Origin of the sequence: Pseudoflavonifractor intestinihominis (genome assembly GCF_040096055.1) — a bacterium.
GTDB classification, from domain to species: Bacteria; Bacillota; Clostridia; order Oscillospirales; family Oscillospiraceae; genus Pseudoflavonifractor; species Pseudoflavonifractor intestinihominis.
The window spans coordinates 84808-109590 of record NZ_JBBMFK010000001.1 but is presented as its reverse complement, the minus strand read 5'-3'; the positions used below and the strand labels follow the sequence as shown (position 1 = coordinate 109590).

Sequence of the window (24783 nt, the reverse complement as noted above, 5' to 3'; positions counted from 1 at the left end):
TCCCGTAAAAAACGCTTTTTGTAAGGGGGTGTCCCCATGAAAACCCATTCCGGCGGCGCCGGGCTGCGGCGGGTGGTCATCGTGTGTCTGGCGGCGCTGTTTGCCCTGCTGGCCATGGGCGTGACCCTGATGGGTACCGGCGTGTACCGCGCCGTGGCCGACGACGCCGCCGCCAACTCCGCCCAGCGCACCGCCCTGTCCTACGTGGTCAACCAGATCCGCCGGGCGGACGGGGGAGGCGTGGCCGTGGGCACCTTCGGCGGCGGGGACGCCCTGCGCCTCACCGAGACCGGTGAGGACGGCAGCGTGTACGTCACCCTGATCTACTGCTTTGAGGGCTCCCTCCGGGAGCTGTACATGGAGGAGGGCACCGGCCTGGCGCCCGAGGACGGCATGGAGCTGCTGCCTCTGTCCTCCCTGACCCTGTCCGTCACGGAGCGGGGCGGGCTGGACATCTCCGCCGGCGACGGGGAACACCAGTGGTCCGTGACCCTGTATCCCCGCACCGGCGTGGAGGAGGTGGGGACGCTGTGAAGGAATCGGGCAGCCGTTTTTCCCTCTTTCTCATGGAGCTGGTGATCGACCTGTTCCTCTTTGTGCTGTGCGCCGCGGTGTGCGTGGGGCTGCTGCTCCACGCCCGGAGCATGAGCCTGGAGAGCACCCGGCTCACCCAGGCGGTGTACCTGGCCCAGAGCGCCGCGGAGGCCCTCCGGGCGGGCGACGCCCTGCCCCAGGCCCCGGAGGGGTACCGGTGCCAGGTCAGCCAGGGGGAGGAGGACGGCCTCTCCACCGCTGAAATCGAGATCTTCTGGGGCGACACGTCCCTCTACACCCTGGAGACCAGCTGGGTCCCCGCCCTGGGCGGGAACAGCGGTGAGGAGGTGGCCCTGCCGTGAAGAAATCTCCGCCGCCCATCGGCATCGGCGTGGTGTCCATCATGACGGTGCTGCTGGTGCTCACATTGTCGGTGTTCTCCGCCCTCACCCTCACCTCGGCCCGGGCCGACCTGTCTCTGTCCCAGACCAACGCCGGCACAGTGTCCGCCTACTACGCCGCCGACGCCCAGGCCGCAGCGCTGTACGCCGGGTTTGCCGCCGGCACGGACGCCGAGCTGGACACCTATATTCCCATGACCGACACCCAGTCCCTCCACCTCCACCTGGTGCGGAGCGGGGACGGGGTGGAAATTCTCGCCTGGCAGACCGTCCCGGTGGAGGACGACGGCGGAGACGGGGACCATCTGCCCGTCTTTGACGGCACACTGCCGGAATAGGAAGGGGTTTGCCATGAATTTAGTTGATATTCTCACCCACGCGGTGGAGCGGGAGGCCTCCGACATCCTCCTGATCCCCGGCCTGCCCGCGGCCTACAAGATCAGCGGCGTCATCACCCGGGAGGGGGAGCGGCTCCTGCCCGACGCCCTGGACGCCCTGGTGCGGGAGGCCTACTCCCTGGCGGGAAACCGCTCCATGGACCGGCTGGAGCGCACCGGGGACGACGACTTTTCCTTTGCCGTGGCCCATCTCTCCCGGTTCCGGGTCAACGCCCTGCGGCAGAGGGGCTCTCTAGCCCTGGTCATCCGGGTGGTGTCCTTCTCCCTGCCCGACCGGACGGCCCTGGGCATCCCGGACAGCGTCATGAACTTCGCCGCCTGCTCCCGGGGTCTGGTGCTCTTCACCGGCCCGGCGGGCAGCGGCAAGACCACCACTCTGGCCTGCATCGTGGACGCCATCAACTCCTCCCGCAACCTCCACGTCATCACCATCGAGGACCCCATCGAGTACCTCCACCACCACAAGATGAGCGTGGTCACCCAGCGGGAGCTGGCCACCGATACCACCAGCTATGACGCCGCCCTCCGGGCCGCCCTCCGGGAGGCCCCCGACGTGATCCTGGTGGGCGAGATGCGGGACGCGGAGACCATCAAGGCCGCCGTCACCGCCGCCGAGACCGGCCACCTGGTCATCTCCACCCTCCACACCCTGGGGGCGTCCAACACCATCGACCGGATCGTGGACTCCTTCCCCCCGGAGCAGCAGCAGCAGATCCGCACCCAGCTGGCCCTGGTCATCGAGGGCGTGGTGTCCCAGCAGCTGGTACCCACCAAGGACGGCTCCCTGATCCCCGCCTTTGAGGTGATGACCGTCACCCCCGCCGTGCGCAACATGATCCGGGAGTCCAAAGCCCACCAGCTGGACAATGTGATCTCCTCCTCTGCCGCCGACGGCATGATCTCCATGGACCAGAGCCTGCTCCAGCTGGTGAAAGCGGGCCGTATCGGTCCGGACGCCGCCCTGGGCCACTGCGTCAACAGTGACTGGCTGCGCAAGCGTCTGGCCATGAATTCTTGAACAAGGGAGGTTTGATACATGTCCTTTTCCAACCTGAACAGCCCCAGCGCGGTCCTGCGGGTGTGCGTGGACCGCTCGGACAACGGCCGGATCTCCGGTATGGTGTACAGCCAGCGGCTCACCCGGCCCATGGCCTTCTCCGACATGGGCAGCCTGATCCTCCGGCTGGACGACGTGCTGGAGAAGCAGAACTTCCCCCAGGCCTTCCAGCACTCCCGCACCTTCCGGGAGCATGAGAGCCACGTCCCCGCCGCCGCCGACCCCAGCGAGGGCATCCCTCTGGATGAGGTGGAGGGCTCGGCCGGTTCCCTGGCCACCTTTACCCTGTGTGTCATCTCCCGGCGCAACGCCTCCTGGCAGGGCTGGGTGGACTGGATGGACGGCTCCCCCAAGCAGCAGTTCGCCAGCGCCCTGGAGCTCATCCGCCTGGCGGAGGAGCGTTTCCTCTGAGGCCTCGCTTTTCCATATCCTGTGCCCTGCCGCATCCGGTGCGGCAGGGCTTCTTTTTATCCTGGGTCAAATGACGGGGCGGAACCATTTCCCGCCGCGGGATATTTCCCGTTTCAACTTGTATCTTTCTGCTATCTTTGTTATAATGAAAAGTAATTTTCTATCCAATTTCGGGGGCACACCCATGAAGTACAGACAATGGAATCTACGCGCACCGTCTCCCGCGGCCCAGGCGGCCATGGAGGCGGATGGGGTCCCCCCGCTGGCGGCCGCGGTGCTCTGCGCCCGGGGCCTGGACACCGTGGACAAGGCAAAGGACTTTCTCCGCTCCGACGAGGGCCTGCTGTGGGACCCCTTTCTCCTGAAGGACATGGACCGGGCGGTGGGGCGTATCGCCGCCGCCCTGGACCAGCGGGAGCACATTGCCGTGTACGGCGACTACGACGTGGACGGCATCACCTCCACCTGCCTGCTCACCGACTACCTCCGCAGCCGTGGCGCCAAAGTCACCCCCTACATCCCCGACCGGATGGAGGAGGGTTACGGCCTGAGCTGCTCCGCCGTCTCCGCCCTCCAGGCCAAGGGCGTGAGCCTGATCATCACCGTGGACTGCGGCATCACCGCCGTGGCCGAGGCGGAGTTTGCCGCCTCCCTGGGCATCGACCTGGTCATCACCGACCACCACGAGTGCAAGGACCGCATCCCCGCCGCCGCCGCGGTGGTGGACCCCCACCGGCGGGACTGCGGCTACCCCTTCAAGCATCTGGCGGGGGTGGGCGTGGCCCTCAAGCTGGTGCTGGCCCTGGGGGACAGGGCGGAGGAGCCCGCCCTGCTCCGCCGGTACGCCGACCTGGCCGCCGTGGGCACGGTGGCCGACGTGATGCAGGTGGTGGGGGAAAACCGGACCATCATCCGCATGGGCCTGACCGCCCTGAAGGACACGGCCCGGCCCGGCCTGCGGGCCCTGCTCCATGAGGCAGGCCTGACCGAGCGGCCCCTCACCTCCGTATCCATCGGGTACACCCTGGCCCCACGGATCAACGCCTCCGGGCGGATGGGCTGCGCCGGACTGGCCGCCGAGCTGCTCCTGACCTCCGACCCGGCCCGGGGCGAGGCTCTGGCCCGGGAGTTGTGTGCCCTCAACCGGGAGCGGCAGGCCGTGGAGCTGGACATCTATGAGGAGTGCGTGGCCATGGCCGACGCCATGGCCCCCGAGGACCGGCCCGCCCTGGTCCTGGCCCGGGAGGGCTGGCATCAGGGCGTGGTGGGCATCGTGGCCTCCCGCCTGAGCGAGAAGTACTCCTGCCCCACCTTTATGATCTGCCTCCAGGACGGCAAGGGCAAGGGCTCCTGCCGGTCCTTCGGCGGCTTCAACCTGTTCGCCGCCCTGGAGCAGTGCCGGGACCTGCTGGAGGGGTTCGGCGGCCACGAGCTGGCCGCCGGGTTCACCATTCTGGAGGGGAATATCCCCGCCTTCCGGGTGCGGATGCTGGAGCTGGTCCGCTCCTCCACCGGCGGCGCGGCCATGGAGTCCTCCCTGGAGGTGGACGCCGAGGCCGATCCCGCCCTGCTGACCCAGGAGGGCGTGCTGTCCCTGGACCTGCTGGAGCCCTACGGCACCGGCAACCCCAAGCCGGTCTTCTCCATGTCGGGCTGCACCGTCACCTCCGCCACCGAGGTGGGCGGCGGACGGCACCTGAAGCTGAAGGTGTCCAAGGGCGGGCGCAGCTTTGACGCCATCTTTTTCTCTGTCTCCCTGGCGGAGGCGGGCCTGGCCCCCGGCGACCGGGTGGACCTGGCCTTCTCCCCCCAGATCAACGAGTTCCGGGGCTGGCGTTCGGTGCAGCTCCAGCTCATCGACCTGCGCCCCGCCCTCACACGGGCCCAGGCGGAGCGGGCGCTCTACGAAAAGCTCCACTCCGGCGCCGCCCTCACCCCCCAGGAGGCCGCCGCCCTCACCCCCAGCCGGGAGGAGTTCGCGGCGGTGTGGCGGTACCTGAAGAACCGCAGCTCCGCCGGACGGCTGGAGGAGACGGCGGGCCGCCTCTCCCGGAACATTGCCCGCTCCTTCGGCCTGCGGGAGACCTTTATGCGCACCATGGTGTGCCTGGAGGTGCTGGACGAGCGGGGCCTCATCCGGGTGGAGCACTCCACCGACCACCTGTGCATCGACCTGACCCCGGTGGAGGGCAAGGTCAACCTGGAGGACTCATACATCATGCGCCGCCTGCGCAAACTGACCGAAGGCGTGTGACCCCTTATGTTCCCACCCCCCCGCGACATTTTCGGAGGTGATTTTATGGACCCCATCCTGGAGCGCTATCAGGCGCTGGAGGATAAGATCAAATCCTATAACCCGTCTCTTGACACCAAGCGGCTCTTCGACGCGTTTACCTTCGCGGATAACGCCCACTCCAGCCAGCTGCGCAAGGACGGCTCCCCCTATATCACCCATCCCCTGGCGGTGGCCGAGATCGTGGCCGACCTGGGGCTGGACACCGACTCCATCATCGCCGCCCTGCTCCACGACACCATCGAGGACACCGGCGCCACCCATGAGGAGATCGCCAAGCGGTTCGGCCCCACGGTGGCCGACCTGGTGGAGGGCGTCACCAAGCTGACCCGGGTGCAGTACACCTCTAAAGAAGAGGAGCAGATGGAGAACCTGCGCAAGATGCTCATGGCCATGGTCAAGGACATCCGGGTGATCCTCATCAAGATCTGCGACCGGCTCCACAACATGCGCACCATGGAGTACCAGTCCCCCAAGAAGCAGCGGGAAAAGGCCCTGGAGACCATGGAGATCTATGCCCCCATCGCCCACCGGCTGGGCATGCAGCGCATCAAGTGGGAGCTGGAGGACACCTCCCTCAAGTACCTGGACCCCATCGGCTACCAGGAGATCGCCGACGAGCTGGCCGCCCGCTCCTCGGCCAACGAGGAGTTCATGGCCTCCATCCAGAAGAAGATCCAGGACCGGCTGGCCGAGGAGGGCATCAAGTGCACGGTGTACGGCCGGGTCAAGCACATCTACTCCATCTACCGGAAGATGTACGCCCAGAACAAGACCCTGGATGAAATTTTTGATCTCTATGCCTTCCGGGTGATTGTAGACGACATCCCGGAGTGCTACAATGTGCTGGGCTGCATCCACGACCTGTTCCGCCCGGTGCTGGGCCGGTTCAAGGACTATATCGGCACCCCCAAGCCCAACGGCTACCAGTCCCTCCACACCACCGTCATCGGCCGGGAGGGCATCCCCTTTGAGGTACAGATCCGCACCCAGGAGATGCACAACACCGCTGAGTACGGCATCGCCGCCCACTGGAAGTACAAGCAGGGCCTGGCCAACGAGAAGCTGGGCACCGAGGCGGCCTTCGAGTGGGTGCGCAAGCTGCTGGAGAACCAGCAGGACACCGACGCCGAGGAGTTCGTCCGCACCCTGAAGGTGGATATGTTCGCCGACGAGGTGTTCGTGTTCACCCCCCGGGGCGACGTGATCAACCTGCCCGCCGGCGCCACCCCCATCGACTTCGCCTACTCCATCCACTCCGCCGTGGGCAACAAGATGACGGGCGCCAAGGTCAACGGCCGCATGGTGCCCTTTGACACCCCCCTGAAAAACGGCGACATTGTGGAGGTCATCACCTCCAAGTCGGCCCATGGCCCCAGCCGCGACTGGATGAACATCTGCAAGTCCAACGAGGCCCGCAACAAGATCCGCCAGTGGTTCAAGAAGGAGAAGCGGGAGGAGAACATCGCCACCGGCCGCGCCTCCTTCGAGGCCGAGCTGAAGCGCGCCGGCATCACCCTGGCCCAGATCACCGCCGAAGACGCCCTCCCCTCCATTCTGAAAAAGGTCCGGTTCAACTCTCTGGACGAGCTCTACGCCGCCATCGGCTACGGCGGCATGACCGCCGTCAAGTCGGTGGTGCGCATCAAGGACGAGCTGACCCGCCTGGGCCGCCTGAAAGAGGAGAAGGCGGCGGCCGAGCGAGCCGCCAACGAGGTGGTCTTCCCCGCCTCCCCCGCCCCCGCGCCCGGCCAGGTCAAGGCCCCCCGCAAGTCGGAGTCCGGCATTGTGGTGGAGGGCCTGGACAACTGCCTGGTCAAGTTCGCCAAGTGCTGCACCCCCGTGCCCGGTGACCCGGTGGTGGGCTTTATCACCCGGGGCTTCGGCGTGTCGGTCCACCGGGCCGACTGCCCCAACGCCGCCCCCGAGAAGCGCCGCCCCGAAGAGGCCGGCCGCTGGGTGAATGTGGCCTGGGTGGGCAGCGATCAGGCCGCCTACCCCACCTCCCTGGAGATCTCCGCCAAGGACCGGGACTGCCTGGCCATGGACGTGACCATGGCCCTGTCCGCCGCCAAGGTGAAGGTGGACTCCTTCTCCGCCCGGGGCATGCCCGACGGGTATGCCTCCGTGTCCATCGTCCTGGAGGTCAAGGACCGGGACGAGCTCAACAACGTCATCAACAAGCTGGGGCAGATCTCCGGCGTGTACCAGGTCAAGCGGGTGTCCGGCTGACCCCGCTCCCGTCTCAGGAGGCTGGAATATGACTGATAGAGAGATCGCCGCCCTGGAGGCGGCCCTGTCCTCCGCCTTTCAGGGCGGAGAGCTGCGCCGGCGGGAGCTGCGCCTCACCGCCGAGGAGGCAGAGTACCTGGCGCTGCGGTGGGAGCGGGTGCGCCTCACCGCCATGTCCCCCTCGGGGGACAAGATGTGGTATACCGTGGAACTGAACGTTCTGCCCGCCTGAATCCCCCTGATCCATTATAATAAAAGGAAGTAATTCGACATGAGCCAACAGCCCTTTGTCCCCCTGCTGCTGGGGGCAGACATCAACGTGTACAGTATGGCCCGGGCCTTCCACGAGGCCTACGGCGTCAAGACCGTGGCCTACGGCATGTATCCCTCCGGCCCCTGCTACGGCAGCGACATCATCGACTACCGGGTGTGCCAGCACAACGACGAGCCCCAGGTGGTGCTGAAGAACGTCACCGAGGTGTCCCGGGAGTTCCCGGACAAGAAGGTCATCGTGCTGGGCTGCGGTGACAACTACCTGACCTCCATCGCCGTCAACCTGCCCAACTTCCCCGAGAACGTGGTGGCGCCCTACATCGACCTGGCCCTGATGGAGAAGCTCATCCACAAGGAGCGGTTCTACCAGCTGTGCGACCAGTACGGCATCGACCACCCCGCCACCTATGTCTACCACAAGGGGGAGGGCCACGGCTTCCAGCTGCCCTTCTCCGGCCCCTTCGTGGTCAAGCCCGCCGAGAGCGCCACCTACTGGGATCACCCCTTCGACACCCAGAAGAAGGCCTATGTGCTCCAGACCCGGGAAGAGGTGGACCAGGTCATCGACGACATCTACAACCACGGCTATGAGGACTCCCTCATCATCCAGGACTTCATCCCCGGGGACGACTCCTACATGCGGGTGGTCACCAACTACTCCGGTGAGGACGGCAAGGTGGAGCTCATGTGTGTGGGCCACGTGCTGCTGGAGGAGCACACCCGCCACGGCATCGGCAACCACGCGGTCATCATCACCGAGGAGGCCCCCGAGCTGTGCGAGAAGCTGCGGGCCTTCCTGGAGGACATCAAATTCACCGGCTTCTCCAACTTTGACGTGAAGTTCGACCAGCGGGACGGCAAGTTCAAGGTCTTTGAGATCAACTGCCGCCAGGGCCGCAGCAACTACTATGTCACCGGCGCGGGCCACAACCTGGCCAAGTACCTGGTGGAGGACCGGATCTTCCACCGGCCCGCCCCTCTGACCGTCACCAAGAACCGCCACCTGTGGCGGGTCATCCCGGCCAAGGTGGCCTACGACTACATCCCCAGCAAGTACCACCAGGAGATGAAGGCCCTCACCGCCGCCGGCGCCTGGGTCAACCCCCTCTTCTACAAGGCGGACCGGAACCTGATCCACAAGCTGCGCATCATCAAGGACCAGTGGCGGTACAAGGAGCGGTACGCCAGCTCCATGGAGAAGGCCAACTGAGAGGATTTACCATATGAACGAAGCAAAACTCGGCATCTTAGGCGGAATGGGCCCCCAGGCCACCCAGGATTTCTACCAGCGCATCCTGGACCGGACCGACGCGTCCTGTGACCAGGAGCACCTGCCCACCGTCATCCTCAGCGACACCCGCATGCCCGACCGCACCTCCGCCATCCTGGGCGGGGACGCGGAGGGCTGCTACCGCCGCCTCCTCCAGGACGCCAGGACCCTGGAGCAGGTGGGCTGCACCGCCATCGCCATCCCCTGCAACACCTCCCACTTCTTCGCCGACCGGCTCCAGGAGGAGCTGTTCATCCCCATCATCCACATGGTGCGGGAGACGGTGAAGGTGCTCTCCTCCGACCCGGGCGTCCACAAGGTGGGCATCCTGGCCACCGACGGCACCGTCCGCACCGGCGTGTACCAGCGGGAGTGCGAGGCACAGGGCCTGGTGGCCTACTCCCCGCCCCCCGAGGTGCAGAAGGTGGTCATGAGCATCATCTACGACGAGATCAAAAAGGGCGAGAAGGGCAGCCGGGAGAAGTTCGCCGTGATGGACAAGTGCCTGCGGCAGGCCGGGTGCGACGCGGCCATCCTGGGCTGCACCGAGCTGTCGGTCTACCGCACCTACCACCCCCTGCCCGACTTCTACGTGGACGCCATGGACATCCTGGCCGAGCGGTGCATCACCTACTGCGGCTACAAGCTGCGCATGGTGTGACCCGCGCCTCTCCCCAAGGGAGAGGCGCCCATAGTGCCGTCCCCACCCCCTATATTCCCCCGCCCCGCCGGCGCCCGGCGGGGCTATTTCCTCTCTGGAGGTGTTTGCCTTGTCCCGTCCCCACTTTCCCCTGGGCGACTACTACCAGTTGCTGCTGAAAAACGGCCTGCTCGCCGACGCCGCCCCCCTGCCCGCCGACCTGACCCGGGAGGTCCGGCTGGTGTCCTGCGACTCCCAGACCGTGGTACCCGGCACCCTGTTCATCTGCAAGGGCGCGGCCTTCAAGCCCCAATACCTGCTGGACGCGGCGGAAAAGGGCGCCTTTGTGTACGTCAGTGAGCGCCGGTGGACGGAGTGCGCCCTACCCTGCATCCTGGTGACCGACATCCGCCGCGCCATGGCCCTGCTGGCCGACCGGGCCTGGGACCACCCCTCCGGGCGGCTCCGCATCACCGGCATCACCGGCACCAAGGGCAAGACCACCACGGCCTACTTTCTCAAGTCCATCCTGGACGAGTGGCGGCGAAGCCAGGGCAGGCACGAGAGCGCCATTTTGTCCACCATCGTCACCGACGACGGCGTGGAGCGCCGTCCGGCCAAGCTGACCACCCCGGAGCCCCTGGACCTGCAGCGGCACCTGTGGAACGCGGCGGAGTGCGGCGCGGAGTACCTGACCATGGAGGTGTCCAGCCAGGCCCTCAAGTACCACCGCACCGGGGGTGTGGACTTTTCCGTGGGCGTGTTTTTGAACATCGGAGAAGATCACATCAGCCCGGTGGAACACCCGGATTTTGAGGATTATTTTGCCTCCAAGCTGATGATTTTCCGCCAAAGCGCCGCCGCCTGTGTGAATCTGGACAGCGATTTTGCCGAACGAATCCTGACCGCCGCAGAAAGTTGCAGCAAAATATACACATTTTCCACCAAGTTTTCCACAGCCCATATCTTCGCCAGCGAGATCCGCCGGGAGGGGGACGCCACCCGCTTCCTGGTGCGCACCCCCCGTTACACCCGGGAGCTGTCCATAGGCCTGCCCGGCTCCTTCAACGTGGAGAACGCCCTGGCCGCCGTGGCGGCTGCCGAGGCCCTGGGCGTGCCCGAGTCCGACGTGGCCGCCGGTCTGGCGGAGGCCGCGGTGCCCGGCCGGATGGAGACCTTCAACACCCCCGACGGCAAGCTGACCGTCATTGTGGACTACGCCCACAACGGCATGAGCCTGGAGGCGCTGCTCTCCTCGGTCCGGCGGGACTTCCCCGGGCGGCAGCTGACCGTGGTCTTCGGCTGCACCGGCGGCAAGGGCCTGGACCGCCGGGAGGGCATGGGCCAGGCAGCGGGCCGCTGGGCCGACCGGATCATCCTCACCGAGGACGACCCCGGCCCCGAGGAGGTGGCCGACATCTGCGCCGACATCGGCGGGTACATCGCCCCCTCCGGCAAGACCTGGATCGTCATCCCCGACCGGGAAGAGGCGGTGGAGCGGGCCATCCTGGAGGCCTCCACCCCCGCCGTGGTGGTGCTGGCGGGCAAGGGGGCCGAGCAGCAGCAGAAGCGGAAGCACGGCCCCGAGCCCTGTGTGCCCGACGGCCTGCTGGCCCGGCGGGCGCTGAAGCACTATGACCCCTGAGCTGGACAGGGCCTTTGCCGCCTGCGGCGCGGCGGCCTGGGGCGGGCTCGTCTGGGCGGACGCCCTTCCACATCTCACCCCTCAGGCTGTGGAAAAAACGCTGGCCCTCTGTCCCACGCCTGGGGCGGTGCTGGTGGCGGCCTTCCCCTACTTCGCCGGGGACGAACCGGGCAATCTGTCCCTCTACGCCCGTGGGCGGGACTACCACCTGGTTTTGACCGAAAGATTGAATACAATTTGCGATGTTCTTCGGCAGAAATACCCCTCGTATTCGTTTTTCCCCGGTGCGGACAACTCTCCCCTGCCCGAGCGGCAGCTGGCCTGGGCCTGCGGCATGGGCCTGCGGGGGCGCAACGGCCTGCTCATCCTGCCCCCCTGGGGGTCCTATGTGTTCCTGGGCACCATCCTCACCGACTGTCCCCTGGAGTTTTCCACACAGCCGCCCTCAAATGTGTGCATCTCCTGCGGAAAATGCGCCGCCGCCTGTCCGGGCGGCGCACTGAGCGGCGAGGTTTTCCACCTCTCCCGCTGCCTGTCGGACATCTCCCAGAAGAAGGGGGAACTCTCGCCGGAGGAGACCGCCCTGCTCTCCGCCCAGGAGTGCCTGTGGGGCTGCGACCTGTGCCAGCGGGTGTGCCCCTACAACGCCCATCCGTCCATGACCCCCATCTCCGACTTTCGGGAGGATTTGATCCCCTCCCTCACTCCCGCCGACCTGGAGGGCCTGACCAACCGCACTTTTCGGGAGAAGTACGGCCACCGAGCCTTTGCCTGGCGGGGCCCCGCCGTGCTGCGGCGGAACCTGGCCCTGAAAGCGCACGGATAGCAGCAGCGGAGCGCCGGAAAACCGGCTGCTCCGCTGTTTTTTGTCCCCGGATGTATCACCGCCCCATTTTCCGGCTATACTGGACTGTGAAGGGAGGCGGGCCCGCCTCCCAGCCTGAAGAAAGCGGTGGAATTGATATGCAGGTACGCGACCTGATGAGCAGCAGCGTGGTATCCATTGCGCCGGGAGAGTCGGCGGCTCTGGCAGCCCGGCTCCTGTCCCGGCACAACATCGGCTCTCTGCCGGTGTGCGGGGCGGACGGACGGCTCCGTGGGATTGTCACCGACCGGGACATTGTGCTCCGGTGCGTGGCGGCGGAGGAAAATCCGGCCAACACCCCGGTGCGGGACATTATGTCCCGCAACTGTGCGGTGGTCTCCCCGGAGGACGACCCCCGGGAGGCCTCCCGGATGATGGCGGCCGCCCAGGTGCGGCGGCTGCCCGTCACCGAGGAGGGCAAGGTGGTGGGCATGGTCTCCCTGGGGGATCTGGCCCTGAGCCAGGCCTACGACATGGAGGCCAGCAAGGCTCTGGCCGACATCTCGGACAACATCAAGCGGCTGTAAAAAAGCGCGTGGACGATATCGTCCACGCGCTTTTTGTATTTACTGGTCCCACAGGGTCTCCGCATTCCAGCTGTCCTCTGTAATATCGGAGATTTTGACCAGGGGCTGGGTGTACTGCCGGTCTGTCTTATCCAAAAATACCGCCGAGACGGTGAAGCCGCTGGCCACCTCCTCATCAGTGCAGATCATGGACAGGGTGTAGGCCGAGCTGTCATCCAGCTGAGATGCAGGGTGACTGCGGGCCGCCCCTCCGGGGCAGGTAATCTGAAAGCGTACCCGCATTCCCTCAGCGCTCTGAGCCGGAACCAAATTCAGCTTCAGGGCTCTTGTGCCATACTCCGTGGTCTCAATGGTGAAGTCTACATGGGAGACCAGGGGCAGGGCAGGGTCCAGTTCCGCCTCTGTCTGCCCGCTCTGGCTGCCGTCCGCCTGCTCCAGCCGGCTGATGCGGCTTCCCAGACTGCCCAACTGTCCGGTGAGGTTATCCGTCAGCTCCTCCAGCTGTTGGATCTTGGCCTCCTGGCCGGTGAGCGCATCCCCCTGCTCCTCCAGCTTCTCATTCAGCCGGAACAGCACCACGCCCTAGACGCACACCGCCACAGCCAGCGCCACGCACAGCGCTTTCCACCACCCGCTATTCCGACGGGGAGGTTCGTCTTTTTCCGGCGGGTTCTCTGCCTCTTCCTCCGGAGGCTGCTCCCCTGAGTCCTCCGGCTCCTCCCGGGGCGTCCCCTCCGCCTGGAGCAGGTCGTGAAGATTTACCGCAAAGAGACGGGAGAGTGCGATGAGCTTGTCCACCTCGGGCACCGCGCCGTCGGCCTCCCACTTGCTGATGGCCTGACGGGATACCCCTAACTTCTCTCCCAGGCCCTCCTGAGAGAGCCCGGCATCGTGACGCAGCGTCTGAATTTTCTGTCCCAGCGTCATGGCGTTCACTTCCTTTCATGGCCACATTCTAGCATCCGGACCCGTTTTCCGCAATCAAGCCGCCCTTACCCTCTGTCAACCGCTGGTTGCGGCCAAAAAAACAGCGCCCCCACGCCGATACAGGCCCGGGGACGCCGGTGATCCCGCCCTAAAAGCGGGTTTTATTTCTGTTCCGGTGTGGCCATGAACCGCCCGGTAAAGGGGGGCAGCTCCAGGGTGAGGACGCCGTCCTCCGCCTCCATGGCCTGGCCGCCCAGCAGGTCCACGGCCTCCCCCTCCCAGGGGATGGCCACAGTCTCGCTCTCCTGTCCGGCGTTGACGGCGCACAGCACCGTCTCCTCCTCCAGGGTGCGGGTAAAGGCCAGCACCCGGCCGGCCGCCTGCACGTACCGGATATCGCCCCGGCGGAGGGCTTTCCGGCTCTTCCGGGCGGCGCCAAGGGCGGTGAACAGCTCCACCAGCTCCTTGTCCTCGTGGCCCCAGGGGAAGGTGCGGCGGTTGAAGGGGTCCTCAAAGCCCTCCATGCCCGCCTCATCCCCGTAGTACACGGTGGGCGCGCCCGGGAAGGCGAACAGGATCATGGCCCCCAGGGCCAGCCGCTCCTTGCCCCGGGAGCGGTCGTGGTCGTTGAGCCGGGCGTGGGCCCGCCAGTCCCGGCTCTGGCCCCGCTGCTCGCTCTTCTCCCCCAGCAGGGTGAGGATGCGCATGGTGTCGTGGGTGCCCAGGGTGTTCATGGCCGAGTACCAGGCGAATTCCGGGTAGTTCTCCCGCAGGGTCTCCATGGAATCCCGGAAGCGCTCGGCCCCGCCCCCCAGCAGGTAGTCCACCACGGCGGTGCGGAAGGGGTAATTCATCAGCCCGTCGCAGTGGCCGCCCAGGATGTGCTTGCGGCGGACGCCATAGGCGATCTTATTGGAGCCGTCCTCCCACACCTCGCCGATGATCACCGCGTCGGGGTTCTCCGCCCGGGCGGCGTCGTGGATGGCGGCCACCACCCGGTCGGGCAGCTCGTCGGCCACGTCCAGCCGCCAGCCGTCCGCCCCGGCCCGCAGCCAGGAGCGGATTATGCCGTCCTTGCCGGTGATGTACTCCAGCCAGGTGGGGCTGTTCTTGTTGGTGGTGGGGAGGGAGTAGATGCCCCACCAGGAGGTGTACTGGTTGGGCCAGTGCTGGAAGCAGAACCAGTCGTAGTAGGGGGACTGGGGCCCCTGACAGGCGCCGGGGTTGGGGTAGGACCCGTCGCCGTTGAAGTATTTGCTGACAAATGCGGTGTGGTTGAACACGCCGTCCAGCATGATCCGCATGCCCATGGCGTGGGCCTGGGCGCACAGGTCGGAGAACTCCTCCTTGGTGCCCAGCATGGGGTCCACCTTCTCGTAGTCGCCCACGCCGTACCGGTGGTTCTCCGGGCCCTCAAAGATGGGACAGAGGTAGATGGTCTCCACCCCCAGGTCCCGCAGGTAGGACAGCTTGGAGCGGATGCCCGCCAGGCTGCCGCCGAAAAAGTCCCGGTTGCGGATCTCCCCGTTCTGGTCGGGGCGGTACTCCGGCTCCTCGTCCCAGCCCTGGTGGACCCAGCGTCCCCCCACCATACCGGCGGGGTTGGGCACCGACAGGCGGCAGAACCGGTCGGGGAAGATCTGGTAGGCCATGCCCTCGCCGAACCAGCGGGGCACCTTGTCGTTCTCGTCGTATACCGTCAGCTGATACTCCCCCGACTCCTTGCCCGACTTGCCGTCCAGCCGCTCCAGGCGGAAGGAGTACCAGATCAGGCCCATGTAGCCGTCGGTGTTCAGGGAGCCGGTGAACATATCCCGGGCCCCGTCCAGGCCGCTCCACACCATGGGCACCTCGATGCGCCTGTTGTCCCAGGACTCCAGCCGGGCGGTGAGCACGCCCCGGGAATAGCCCTCGGCCCGGAGGGGCCGGAGGGTGAAGGTCACCTCCGTGCCGCCGGGCACTGCGCCGTATGGGGTTTTGAAACGGAGGTCCCTTGCGTCATAAGTCTGTGGATCTATCATGGAATCATCCTAACTGGGTTCAGAATTGCCGCGCCTTACAGCCCCAGCTCCTGATTGATCAGGATCACTTCGGCGTAGGGGATGCCGTTGGGCTTTTTCCACAGCACCGTGAGGGCCCGGCAGATCCGCTCGGGGCTGTTGCAGTTGTAGCAGCGGTCCCCCTTCTGGGCGCAGGGGGTCTTGCGGCCCAGGCGCTGGGCGTTCTTGGGGGCGGCGATGTTCCGGGCACGCCAGAGGGCCTTGTCGTAGTCAGGCGCAATCTTGTTCACGCCCACCAGCAGATAGAGCGCCTCATGGCCGCAGATGGTGCCCACCACCCGGTTGCCGGTGCCGTCGATGTTGACGATCTCGCCGGTCTCAGCCAGGCCGTTGACCGAGCTGATGTATACCTGGGCCGTGGCGGCGTCCTGGGCGCTGCCCCCCAGCCAGTGCCAGTAGACGGTGTTGTGGGCGGGCAGCAGCTTGTCCAGACCCATCTGCTGGGCGGTCATGCACCCGCCGATGCCGATGCTCTTGCCGTCCAGCTTGCCGTCCAGATAGCGGGCGGCCTCCTCAGCCGTCTCAAAATAGCTGGTGGCAAAGCCGTTGTCCTCCAGATTCTTGCGCAGTTTTTCAATGTCTGCCATATGTACCGCTCCTCTCTATTTTATGCGCCCGGGCCGCAGCCCGGAACGCTTTTTTCTCACAGGTCGTTCTGCTTGTACTCCCGGAAGCCGTCGCCCAGCACCTCGTAGGCGTCGCAGACGATGATAAAGGCGGAGGGGTCCAGCTGCTTGACCATCCGCTTGATGGACACGATCTGCCGCTGCTTGAAGGCGCACATGAGCACCTTCTTCTCCGCCCGGGAGTAGGCCCCCTGGCCCTGGAGGATGGTCACGCCCCGGTCCAGGTCGTTGACCAGTGCGTCGGCGATCTCCTTGAAGTGGTCGCTGATGATATAGGCCACCTTGGCGCTGTCCAGACCGTAGAGCATCCGGTCCATGACGATGGAGGCGATATACAGGGCCACCAGGCCGTACAGGGCGCTGTAAATGCTGCCGAAGGCGATGGCGGTGGCCACGATGACCACCAGATCGGTGGCCATGAGCAGTCTGCCCATGGGCAGCCAGCTGATCTTCAGCTTGAGCAGCCGGGCGATCAGGTCGGTGCCGCCGGTGGTGGCTCCCTGCTGGAACACCAGCCCCAGGGAGGCGCCCATCAGAATGCCGCCGAAGATACAGGCCAGCAGGGAGTCCATGGGCTCAAAGGTCCAGAAGCTGTTCACCAGGTCGATGAACACCGAGGACACGGCCATGGCGTACAGGGAGGAGAGCAGCAGGTGCCCCCCGTACAGCCGCCAGCCCAGGATGAACAGGGGGATGTTCAGGATGATGACCACCGTGCCGATGGGGGCCCAGGGCAGGATGGCGTTGATGATCTGGCCCACGCCGGTGATGCCGCCGAAGGCGATGTCGTTGGGCATATAGAACCAGTTGAATCCCACGGCGTAGATGGCCGAGGCCACGGTGATCATGAAGTAAGACCAGAGCAGGGAAAGCACTTTGGATTTGGGTTTCATACATACCTCTCACAGGCGCCGGGGGCGTACCCGGCTGGGTTTATGGTTTCCACTTCGGCTCAGAGCAGGCTCATCTGCTCCTCGCCCCTGTCCTCTCCCTTCAGCAGGGCGCCGGCCACGGGCAGGCTGCGGGCCCGGTAGCGGGCGGTGTTGACGATGGGCGTCCGCTCCACCGGCTCCACCCGGTCCACGGAATACTTGGGCTTGAGGGTCATCACGTTGACGCCCTGGGTGGTGCGGGTGGCCTTGGGGGCCAGGAGGGCGGTATGGAAGATGAGGCAGCGGCCCTCGGTGGAGATCACCGCCAGCTCCAGGTCCTCCCGCAGCAGCAGAGCGGCGGCCAGGGGGGACTTGTCGGAGTAGGCGCCGGTGAGCTTCCGGCGGCGGGTCTGGGTCTGATAGGCGGAGAGCTCCACACGGGCGGCCTTGCCGTTGCGGAAGAAGAAGAGCAGGTTGCCCGAGTAGTCCCCGGGGACGCAGGCCCACACCACGCTCTCCCCCGCCTCCATCTCCAGCTTGGTGGGCAGATAGTCGCCCAGCACGGAGGCCTTGGCGTCGTCGAAGTCGCTCATGCGGGTCTTGTAGCACTGCTGTTTGTCGGTAAAGACCAGCAGCTCGTCCCGGTTGGTACACTCCCACTGGAGCCACGCCCCATCCCCCTCCTTGTACTTCTGCTCGCTGTTCATGCGCAGAGAGGCGGGGGTGATCTTCTTGAAGTATCCTTCCCGGGAGAGGAAGGCGGTGACCGGGTAGTCGGGGATCTCCTCCTCCGGCTCGGGCTCGGACAGGCGCTGGTGCTCGTAGACGATCTCGGTGCGGCGGGGCTGGGCGTACTTCTTCTTCACCGCCCCCAGCTCGGAGATGATGATCTTCTTGATGCGGGAGGGATTGCCCACGATGTCCTGGAGGTCGGCGATCTCCTCCTCCAGTGTAGAGGTTTCCTCGATCCGCTTGAGGATATACTCCTTGTTGATGTTGCGCAGCTTGATGTCGGCCACGTACTCGGCCTGGATATTGTCGATGCCGAAGCCGATCATCAGGTTGGGCACCACCTCGGCGTCCTCCTCGGTCTCCCGGATGATCTTGATGGCCCGGTCGATGTCCAGCAGGATCTTCTTCAGGCCCTTGAGCAGGTGGAGCTTCTCCTGCTTCTTCTTCATGACGAAGTAGGTCCGCCGGCGTACCCCCTCCATCCGCCAGGCCGTCCACTCCTCCAGGATCTCCCGCACGCCCATGACACGGGGCATGCCGGCAATGAGGATGTTGAAGTTGCAGGCAAAGGAGTCCATCAGGGGGGTGGCGCGGAACAGCTTCTGCATCAGCTTGTCCGGGTCAGTGCCCCGCTTCAGGTCAATGGTCAGCTTCAGGCCGGTCAGATCGGTCTCGTCCCGCATGTCGGCGATCTCCTTCACCTTGCCCGCCTTGATGAGCTCGGCCACCTTGTCCATGATGGCCTCCACGGTGGTGGAGTAGGGGATCTCGTAGATCTCAATGAGGTTCTCGCTCTTCAGGTAGCGCCACCGGGCCCGGACCTTGAAGGAGCCCCGGCCGGTGTTGTAGATCTGGGCGATCTCGGCGGCGTCGTAGAGCAGCTCGCCGCCGGTGGGGAAGTCGGGGGCCTTGAGCACCGCCGTCAGGTCGCAGTCGGGGTGCTTCAGGTACTCCACCGTGGCGTCGCACACCTCGGCCAGGTTGAAGCCGCACAGGTTGGAGGCCATACCCACGGCGATGCCCTGGTTGGCGGACACCAGCACGTTGGGGAAGGTGGTGGGCAGCAGGGTGGGCTCCTGCATGGTGCCGTCGTAGTTGTCCACAAAGTCCACGGTGTCCTGGTCGATGTCCCGGAACAGCTCGGCGCAGATGCCGTCCAGCCGCACCTCGGTGTAACGGCTGGCGGCCCAGGCCATGTCACGGGAGTAGACCTTGCCGAAGTTGCCCTTGGAGTCCACCAGGGGGTGGAGCAGGGCCCCGTAGCCCCGGGAGAGACGCACCATGGTGTCGTAGATGGCGGCGTCGCCGTGGGGGTTCAATTTCATGGTCTGGCCCACCACGTTGGCGCTCTTGGTGCGGGCGCCCCCCAGCAGCTTCATCTGGTACATGGTGTACAGCAGCTTCCGGTGGCTGGGCTTGAAGCCGTCGATCTCCGGGATGGCCCGGGAGACGATGACGCTCATGGCGTAGGGCATGTAGTTGATCTCCAGCGTCTCGGTGATGGGCTGCTCCAGCACCTCGGGCCGCAGGCCCATGACGTTGGGGTTGTTTTTGTGCTTCGCCCCCTCCTCGGGGTTTTTTTTCTTAGCCAATGGTGATCAATCCTCTTTCAGTTTCCGCCGGGCAGTCCGATCACGCCGTCGCGGAACAGGGTATCGTCCAGAATGTGGGCCATGGCCGGGTCCTCCAGGATGGTCTGATAGAGCTGGCCCCGGCTGGTCTGCCACACGTCGGACGCGGTCTGGCCCGACCAGTTCACCCAGCCGGTCAGGTAGTCCGTATAGGCCTCCTTCCAGCTGCCGTACAGCTGGCACACCTTGCGTGCCGCGGGCTCCACCACCTCCAGGGCCTCCCGGTAGGTCACAAAGCCCGCCAGATAGCCCCACTGTGCCAGGGTGCTCACCCGGAACAGGTCCCAGGCGTCGCTGCCGGTACTCAGCGTGCCGGCGGTGTCCAGCAGGGCGGCCCGGTCGGTGATGCCCCAGCCCTCCCGCAGGATCTTGCGGCCCATGTCCGGGCCGGTCATCCCCAGCTGGTTGGTGCTGGTTCCCCCCACCGGGTCGGTGCCGAAGCGCTGCTTGCCGCCGAAGAGCATGGCCTCGTGGGGGTTGTTCTCGTAGTTGAGCACGGCGCTCATGGCCAGGGCCCAGTGTTCCAGGTTGGAGCCCTCCGCCACGCTCTTGTCCTCGGTGATGCGCACGTGCTGCTGCTCCCCAATCCACTCCACCTTCTGGCCGAAGAACTCGGCGATGTAGCGGATGGGGATATAGGTCCGGTTGTTCTCGGCGTAGGGGGCCACGTCCATCTGGAAGGGAACGCCGTTGCGGGTGGCCTGGGTGCTGCCCAGGGTCATGACGAACACGTCCTCCGCCCGGCGGATGGTGATGTCCCCCGTCTAGGCGTCATAGTCCACCGTGGAGCCCATCAGCTCGGCCAGCCGTCGGACGGGGACCATGGTGCGCTGGTAGCGGGCCTGGGCGGTGGTGGTGTCCAGGTAGTCGGCGCTCAGGCGCACCGCCTTGGGGTGGACCACCGCGCCGTCCAGAGTGACGAAAATCAGGCTTTTGGCGTAGCTGAGCCGCTGGGCCGGGATGATGCCGGTGAGCACGCTGTTGTAGACGTCCTCCATGGTGAACTGCTCATAGGACAGCAGGTACTCCAGCGCCCCCACGTACACGCCCAGCCCTCCCTCCAGGCCGGTGGTGATATCCCGGGATGCCAGGGCCAGCCGGGCGTTCCACAGGTGGCATAGGTAGGTGGCGGGCTCCTGGCCGCCGGCGTAGGTGGCCGCCATCTCAAAGTCGGTGCTGTAGGGCACCTTCTCCCCCTTGGCGGCGGCGTTGAGGGCAAATTTGACCGCCAGCAGGCCCAGCTCGAACTGGACGCCCGGGTCCTTGGTCATCCGCTGGAGCTCCCGCAGCCGGTTGAAGAGCACCGTATCCACGCCGCTGACCGGCTCCAGGTTGCCCGCCGCCGCGTGGGCCCGCAGGGACAGGATTTTCTCCCAGGTGTCGGCCTCATAGGCCTGGCTGTCGGGGAACACCACGTACTCCTCCGCCGGACACCAGTCGGGCGGCGTGGGCTGCACATCGGCCGCGGAGGCGGTCAGGGACGGCGCGATCAGGGTCAGCGCCAGTGCCAGGGACAGGAACAGCGCGAGGGTCTTTTTCATCACAAAAATCTCCCCATTTCCGTTTGTCCTTTCGGTGACCGCTTCCCGACGGTCTGCTGTCTGTAAACTTGTCCCCTTAAGAAATATCCGCCAGCTCCAGATATTTATACCCGTTTTCGGCAATGTGGTCCTTTCTGCCCTGGAGATTGTCCCCCAGCAGCATATCGAAGACCTGGGCGGTGCGCTCCACGTCCTCGGGCATGACCTTGATCAGGCGGCGGGTCTCCGGATTCATGGTGGTGAGCCACATCATGTCCGGCTCGTTCTCGCCCAGGCCCTTGGACCGCTGGACGGTAAACTTCTTCCCCTCCAGGGAGGCCACAATGTCGTTCTTCTCCTTGTCGGAGTAGGCGAACCAGGTCTTCTCCTTGCAGTTGATCTCGTAGAGGGGGGACTCGGCGATATACACATACCCCCGCTGGATGAGGGTGGGGGTGAGGCGGTAGAGCATGGTCAAAATCAGGGTGCGGATCTGGAAGCCGTCCACGTCGGCATCGGTACAGATGACCACCTTGTTCCACCGCAGGTTCATCAGGTCAAAGGTAGCCATGTCCTTGGCGTGCTTGTCGTTGACCTCCACGCCGCAGCCCAGCACCTTCAAGAGGTCGGTGATGATCTCGCTCTTGAAAATTTTGGCGTAGTCGGCCTTGAGGCAGTTGAGGATCTTGCCCCGGACGGGCATGATGCCCTGGAACTCGGCGTCCCGGCTCAGCTTGACCGCGCCCATAGCCGAGTCGCCCTCCACGATGTAGAGCTCCCGGCGCTCGGTGTCCTTGGTGCGGCAGTCCACGAACTTCTGCACCCGGTTGGAGATGTCCATACTGCCGGTCAGCTTCTTCTTGATGTTGAGCCGGGCCTTCTCCGCGTTCTCCCGGGCCCGCTTGTTGATGAGCACCTGCTCGCCGATCTTCTGGGCGTCAAAGGGGTTCTCGATGAAGTAGACCTCCATCTGGCTCTTGAGGAACTCGGTCATGGCCTCCTGGACGAACTTGTTGTTGATGGCCTTTTTGGTCTGGTTCTCGTAGGAGGTCTGGGTGGAGAAGTTGTTGCTCACCAGGATGAGGCAGTCCTGGATGTCGTTCCAGGTGATCTTGCTCTCGCTCTTCTGGTACTTGCCCTGGGCCTTCAGATAGCCGTCGATGGCGGAGACAAAGGCGGAGCGCATGGCCTTCTCCGGGCTGCCGCCGTGCTCCAGCCAGGAGGAGTTGTGGTAGTGCTCGATGATCTGCACCGCGTTGGAGAAGCAGAAGGACACGGACAGCTTCACCTTGTACTCCGGCTTGTCCTCCCGGTCCCGGCCCCGGCGCTCGGTCTGCCAGAACACGGGCTGGGTCAGGGGATTCTCCCCCGCCAGCTCCTTTACATAGTCCTCGATGCCGTTGTCATATTTGAACTCGGTGGTCTCGAACTTGCTCCCCACCTGGTTGCGGAACCGGAAGGTGACCCCCGCGTTGACCACGGCCTGCCGCTTCATCACGTCCAGGTAGTAGTCCACCGGGATGTTGATGTCGGTGAACACGTCCAGGTCGGGCTTCCAGCGGAACTTGGAGCCGGTCTTTTTGCCGCTCCAGGGCTCCTTTTTCAGTCCGCCGATGTTCTCGCCCTTCTCAAAGTGTAGGGTGTACTCAAAGCCGTCCCGGTGGATGACCGCGTCGAAGTATTCGCTGGCGTACTGGGTGGCGCAGGAGCCCAGGCCGTTGAGGCCCAGGGAGTACTCGTAGTTGTCGCCGTCGTTGTTGTTGTACTTGCCGCCGGCGTACAGCTCGCAGAACACCAGTTCCCAGTTGTATTTCTGCTCCTTCTCGTTCCAGTCCACGGGGCAGCCCCGGCCGAAGTCCTCCACCTCGATGGACTTGTCCTCGTACCGGGTGACGGTGATGACGGTGCCGTGGCCCTCACGGGCCTCGTCGATGGCGTTGGACAAAATTTCAAATACGGCGTGTTCGCAGCCCTCCAGCCCGTCGGAGCCGAAGATGACAGCCGGGCGCTTGCGCACACGATCGGCGCCTTTAAGGGCGGAAATGGACTCGTTGCCGTAGGTTTTGCTGGCTTTGGCCATTGCTTTCTCCTCGCATTACACAGTTTTACATCATATTATTTTATCTCTAATTTGCCCCTCCTGTCAAGAAAAGGGCGGTATACCGGACCGGGAGCAAAAAGGCCGGCACCGTCTCCTATAGACGGCGCCGGCCCGGTGGGACATCGTCCGGGGGGAGGAGCCCTTGTCTCCCCCTCCGCCGGGCGGGACAGGGCTGCTTTTTCTGCGGGAGGGGCGGTCTTGCGGCCGCCGCCCCCCGGCACGTCCTGCTCTTTTCGCCTTTCGCCGTGGGGCAGGGGTCCGCCCGATTGGGCGGGCCCTGCCGGGCACCGGCTTAAAAAGAGAGGAGGTGCGCTATGCCTTGTCCGAGGGTAGTATGTGCGCCCTGCCGCCCGGTATGTATGGTTATTTTTGGTATAGAGCCTGTCATATTTGTCCAGAATGAACATACAATGCACCAGTACCTCACCATACGGAAAGGAGGCCGGTCTTATGGCCCAATCCGCCAGGACCCTGCCGTTCTGCAAAAAGCACCCCACCCCCCGGGAGGAGGAGCGGGACGCCCTGCTGGAGGGGCTCTCCCGCACCCGCACCCTCATCGCTCAGGCCTATTCCGGCTTCAACTCGGCCCGGGACCCGGACCTGATCGAATCCTACGTGTTTGAGATCAACTCCCTCCAGGCCCGCTACTCCTACCTGCTCCGGCGGGTCAAGGAGATGGACGGCGCACCGCTGAGAAGATAGGGGCTCCCCGCCCCGCCGCCCGGGTTCCGGCAGACTTTGCGCAGAGGTGAACGCTGTGGAATCCCTGGTGAATATGCTCCCCTGGCTCCTGGGCGGGCTGGTTGTGGTGGTGGCCATGGCCGCCCTTCAGAGGCCCCTCCGGGGCCTGGTCCGCCTGGTGGCCCGCACCGGCGTGGGGCTGGCAATTCTGTGGCTGCTGAGCAAGGTGGGCGGGCTCATCGGCGTGACCCTGGGGGTCAACCTGTTCAACGCCCTGGTGCTGGGCGTGCTGGGCGCGCCCGGCTTCGGGCTGCTGCTCATGCTCCCCTGGGCCCTGCGGTAGCCCCGCTCGACGGCGCGCCGACAAAATGCGCCGCTGTTCACAGAATTGTAAAATTGATGTGGTATGCTTGCTCTGATTTTAATGGAAGCAGGTGTACCACCCCGATGAAACGCAGAATTCTCTCCGCCCTGTGCGCCCTGAGCCTGGCGCTGTGCCTCACGCCCCTGGCCTGGGCTTCCGACTATGCCGATGTGAAGGACGGCTCCTGGTATGCCGAAGCGGTGCAGACCGTGACGGACAAGGGCCTGATGAACGGCACCAATTCCACCTCCTTCGCCCCCAACGCCTATGTGACCCGGGCCACGGTCATCACGGTGCTGTGGCGTCTGGAGGGCTGTCCCGAGCCCGCCAGCCAGACCGGCTTCCCCGACGTGGCGGCGGGCAGCTGGTGCGACAAGGCCACCCGCTGGGCCAGGGAGACCCAGATCGCCGACGGGTACAGCGACGGCCGCTTCGGCGCCGACGACCTGGTGACCCGGGAGCAGCTGGCCCTGTTCCTCAGCCGGTACACCTACTATAAAGGCCACACCCTGGCCCAGGGCGTGCTCAGCCTCTACCCCGACGGGGACAAGGTGTCCAAGTGGGCGGTGGACGGCATGAAGCACGCGGTGGGCGCCGGACTCATTACCGGCACCAGCGCCGGCACCCTCAGCCCCCTGGGGTACACCACCCGGGCCGAGCTGGCCGTGATCCTGGTGCGGCTGATGACCCCCGCCGCCGGCTGATCTCCCCTATTTTGTTTCC

25 protein-coding genes are annotated in these 24783 nt (G+C 65.3%); 16 read left to right on the top strand and 9 right to left on the bottom strand.

Translation table 11 applies throughout. The features are described 5' to 3' along the window. Positions 1-36: 36 nt before the first annotated feature. The 13 genes from WMO64_RS00545 (at position 37) to WMO64_RS00485 (ending at position 12546) form a co-directional block, all read left to right on the top strand. A complete protein-coding gene (locus WMO64_RS00545; RefSeq protein WP_294518777.1) occupies positions 37-534 on the top strand; it encodes a DUF4860 domain-containing protein in 498 nt (165 codons plus the stop codon). Next, positions 531-896 (top strand): type IV pilus modification PilV family protein, encoded by a 366-nt coding sequence (locus WMO64_RS00540; RefSeq protein ID WP_294518780.1) that lies wholly within the window; start codon positions 531-533, stop codon positions 894-896. Before WMO64_RS00545 ends, WMO64_RS00540 begins: the two co-directional genes overlap by 4 nt. Then, on the top strand, positions 893-1273 hold the full coding sequence (locus WMO64_RS00535; protein WP_294518783.1) for a hypothetical protein: 381 nt from the start codon (positions 893-895) through the stop codon (positions 1271-1273). The genes WMO64_RS00540 and WMO64_RS00535 overlap by 4 nt, the downstream gene beginning before the upstream one ends. 13 nt (positions 1274-1286) lie before the next feature. Then, on the top strand, positions 1287-2351 hold the full coding sequence (locus WMO64_RS00530) for a type IV pilus twitching motility protein PilT (protein WP_294518786.1): 1065 nt from the start codon (positions 1287-1289) through the stop codon (positions 2349-2351). Between the two features lie 18 nt (positions 2352-2369). Next, entirely contained in the window at positions 2370-2801 is a 432-nt protein-coding gene (locus tag WMO64_RS00525; RefSeq protein ID WP_294518789.1) for a hypothetical protein, read from the top strand. 184 nt (positions 2802-2985) lie between these two features. Beyond that, positions 2986-5055 carry a single-stranded-DNA-specific exonuclease RecJ gene (gene recJ, locus WMO64_RS00520; RefSeq protein WP_349230652.1) on the top strand — a complete coding sequence of 690 codons (2070 nt, stop codon included), beginning with the start codon at positions 2986-2988 and terminating at the stop codon, positions 5053-5055. Positions 5056-5100: 45 nt separating this feature from the next. Beyond that, positions 5101-7326, top strand: a complete 2226-nt coding sequence (locus WMO64_RS00515; RefSeq protein WP_349230651.1) for a RelA/SpoT family protein — start codon at positions 5101-5103, stop codon at positions 7324-7326. A 28-nt stretch (positions 7327-7354) separates the two neighbouring features. Continuing rightward, complete coding sequence (locus WMO64_RS00510) at positions 7355-7558, top strand: hypothetical protein (protein ID WP_349230650.1); 204 nt, start codon at positions 7355-7357, stop codon at positions 7556-7558. Between the two features lie 39 nt (positions 7559-7597). Further along, a complete protein-coding gene (locus tag WMO64_RS00505) occupies positions 7598-8809 on the top strand; it encodes a carboxylate--amine ligase (RefSeq protein ID WP_294518800.1) in 1212 nt (403 codons plus the stop codon). Between the two features lie 13 nt (positions 8810-8822). Further along, positions 8823-9530: a cysteate racemase gene (gene cuyB, locus WMO64_RS00500; protein ID WP_294518804.1), complete on the top strand. Its 708-nt coding sequence runs from the start codon at positions 8823-8825 to the stop codon at positions 9528-9530. Positions 9531-9630: 100 nt separating this feature from the next. Continuing rightward, positions 9631-11154, top strand: coding sequence for a Mur ligase family protein (locus tag WMO64_RS00495; protein ID WP_349230649.1), 1524 nt, complete (start codon positions 9631-9633; stop codon positions 11152-11154). Then, the gene (locus WMO64_RS00490) at positions 11144-11980 is read left to right on the top strand and encodes an epoxyqueuosine reductase (RefSeq protein ID WP_349230648.1); all 837 of its coding nucleotides are present in this window, start codon (positions 11144-11146) and stop codon (positions 11978-11980) included. The genes WMO64_RS00495 and WMO64_RS00490 overlap by 11 nt, the downstream gene beginning before the upstream one ends. 137 nt (positions 11981-12117) lie before the next feature. Beyond that, on the top strand, positions 12118-12546 hold the full coding sequence (locus tag WMO64_RS00485; RefSeq protein WP_294518816.1) for a CBS domain-containing protein: 429 nt from the start codon (positions 12118-12120) through the stop codon (positions 12544-12546). A 39-nt stretch (positions 12547-12585) separates the two neighbouring features. Here the strand turns inward: WMO64_RS00485 and WMO64_RS00480 are convergent, their stop codons facing one another. The 9 genes from WMO64_RS00480 to WMO64_RS00440 all read right to left on the bottom strand — a co-directional run bounded on the left by WMO64_RS00480 (position 12586) and on the right by WMO64_RS00440 (position 22994). Beyond that, the gene (locus WMO64_RS00480) at positions 12586-13125 is read right to left on the bottom strand and encodes a hypothetical protein (protein WP_349230647.1); all 540 of its coding nucleotides are present in this window, start codon (positions 13123-13125) and stop codon (positions 12586-12588) included. A 3-nt stretch (positions 13126-13128) separates the two neighbouring features. Further along, on the bottom strand, positions 13129-13473 hold the full coding sequence (locus WMO64_RS00475) for a helix-turn-helix domain-containing protein (RefSeq protein ID WP_349230646.1): 345 nt from the start codon (positions 13471-13473) through the stop codon (positions 13129-13131). Positions 13474-13634: 161 nt separating this feature from the next. Beyond that, a complete protein-coding gene (locus WMO64_RS00470) occupies positions 13635-15494 on the bottom strand; it encodes a glycoside hydrolase family 13 protein (protein WP_349230645.1) in 1860 nt (619 codons plus the stop codon). A 35-nt stretch (positions 15495-15529) separates the two neighbouring features. Next, positions 15530-16120: a lactate utilization protein gene (locus tag WMO64_RS00465; protein ID WP_349230644.1), complete on the bottom strand. Its 591-nt coding sequence runs from the start codon at positions 16118-16120 to the stop codon at positions 15530-15532. Positions 16121-16176: 56 nt separating this feature from the next. After that, the gene (locus tag WMO64_RS00460) at positions 16177-17052 is read right to left on the bottom strand and encodes a YitT family protein (RefSeq protein ID WP_294518828.1); all 876 of its coding nucleotides are present in this window, start codon (positions 17050-17052) and stop codon (positions 16177-16179) included. Between the two features lie 59 nt (positions 17053-17111). Further along, positions 17112-19355 carry a DNA gyrase subunit A gene (locus WMO64_RS00455; RefSeq protein WP_349230643.1) on the bottom strand — a complete coding sequence of 748 codons (2244 nt, stop codon included), beginning with the start codon at positions 19353-19355 and terminating at the stop codon, positions 17112-17114. A 17-nt stretch (positions 19356-19372) separates the two neighbouring features. Further along, positions 19373-20143: a DUF1266 domain-containing protein gene (locus WMO64_RS00450; RefSeq protein ID WP_349230751.1), complete on the bottom strand. Its 771-nt coding sequence runs from the start codon at positions 20141-20143 to the stop codon at positions 19373-19375. Positions 20144-20158: 15 nt separating this feature from the next. Beyond that, complete coding sequence (locus tag WMO64_RS00445; RefSeq protein WP_349230642.1) at positions 20159-20935, bottom strand: stalk domain-containing protein; 777 nt, start codon at positions 20933-20935, stop codon at positions 20159-20161. A 76-nt stretch (positions 20936-21011) separates the two neighbouring features. Then, positions 21012-22994 carry a DNA gyrase/topoisomerase IV subunit B gene (locus tag WMO64_RS00440; RefSeq protein WP_349230641.1) on the bottom strand — a complete coding sequence of 661 codons (1983 nt, stop codon included), beginning with the start codon at positions 22992-22994 and terminating at the stop codon, positions 21012-21014. A 471-nt stretch (positions 22995-23465) separates the two neighbouring features. Between WMO64_RS00440 and WMO64_RS00435 the strand changes: the two genes are divergently transcribed. The 3 genes from WMO64_RS00435 to WMO64_RS00425 all read left to right on the top strand — a co-directional run bounded on the left by WMO64_RS00435 (position 23466) and on the right by WMO64_RS00425 (position 24764). After that, positions 23466-23717, top strand: coding sequence for a YaaL family protein (locus WMO64_RS00435; protein ID WP_294521537.1), 252 nt, complete (start codon positions 23466-23468; stop codon positions 23715-23717). Between the two features lie 55 nt (positions 23718-23772). Further along, positions 23773-24039, top strand: coding sequence for a pro-sigmaK processing inhibitor BofA family protein (locus WMO64_RS00430; RefSeq protein ID WP_294521542.1), 267 nt, complete (start codon positions 23773-23775; stop codon positions 24037-24039). Between the two features lie 104 nt (positions 24040-24143). Further along, positions 24144-24764 (top strand): S-layer homology domain-containing protein, encoded by a 621-nt coding sequence (locus WMO64_RS00425; protein WP_294521546.1) that lies wholly within the window; start codon positions 24144-24146, stop codon positions 24762-24764. The last annotated feature ends 19 nt before the right edge of the window (positions 24765-24783 follow it).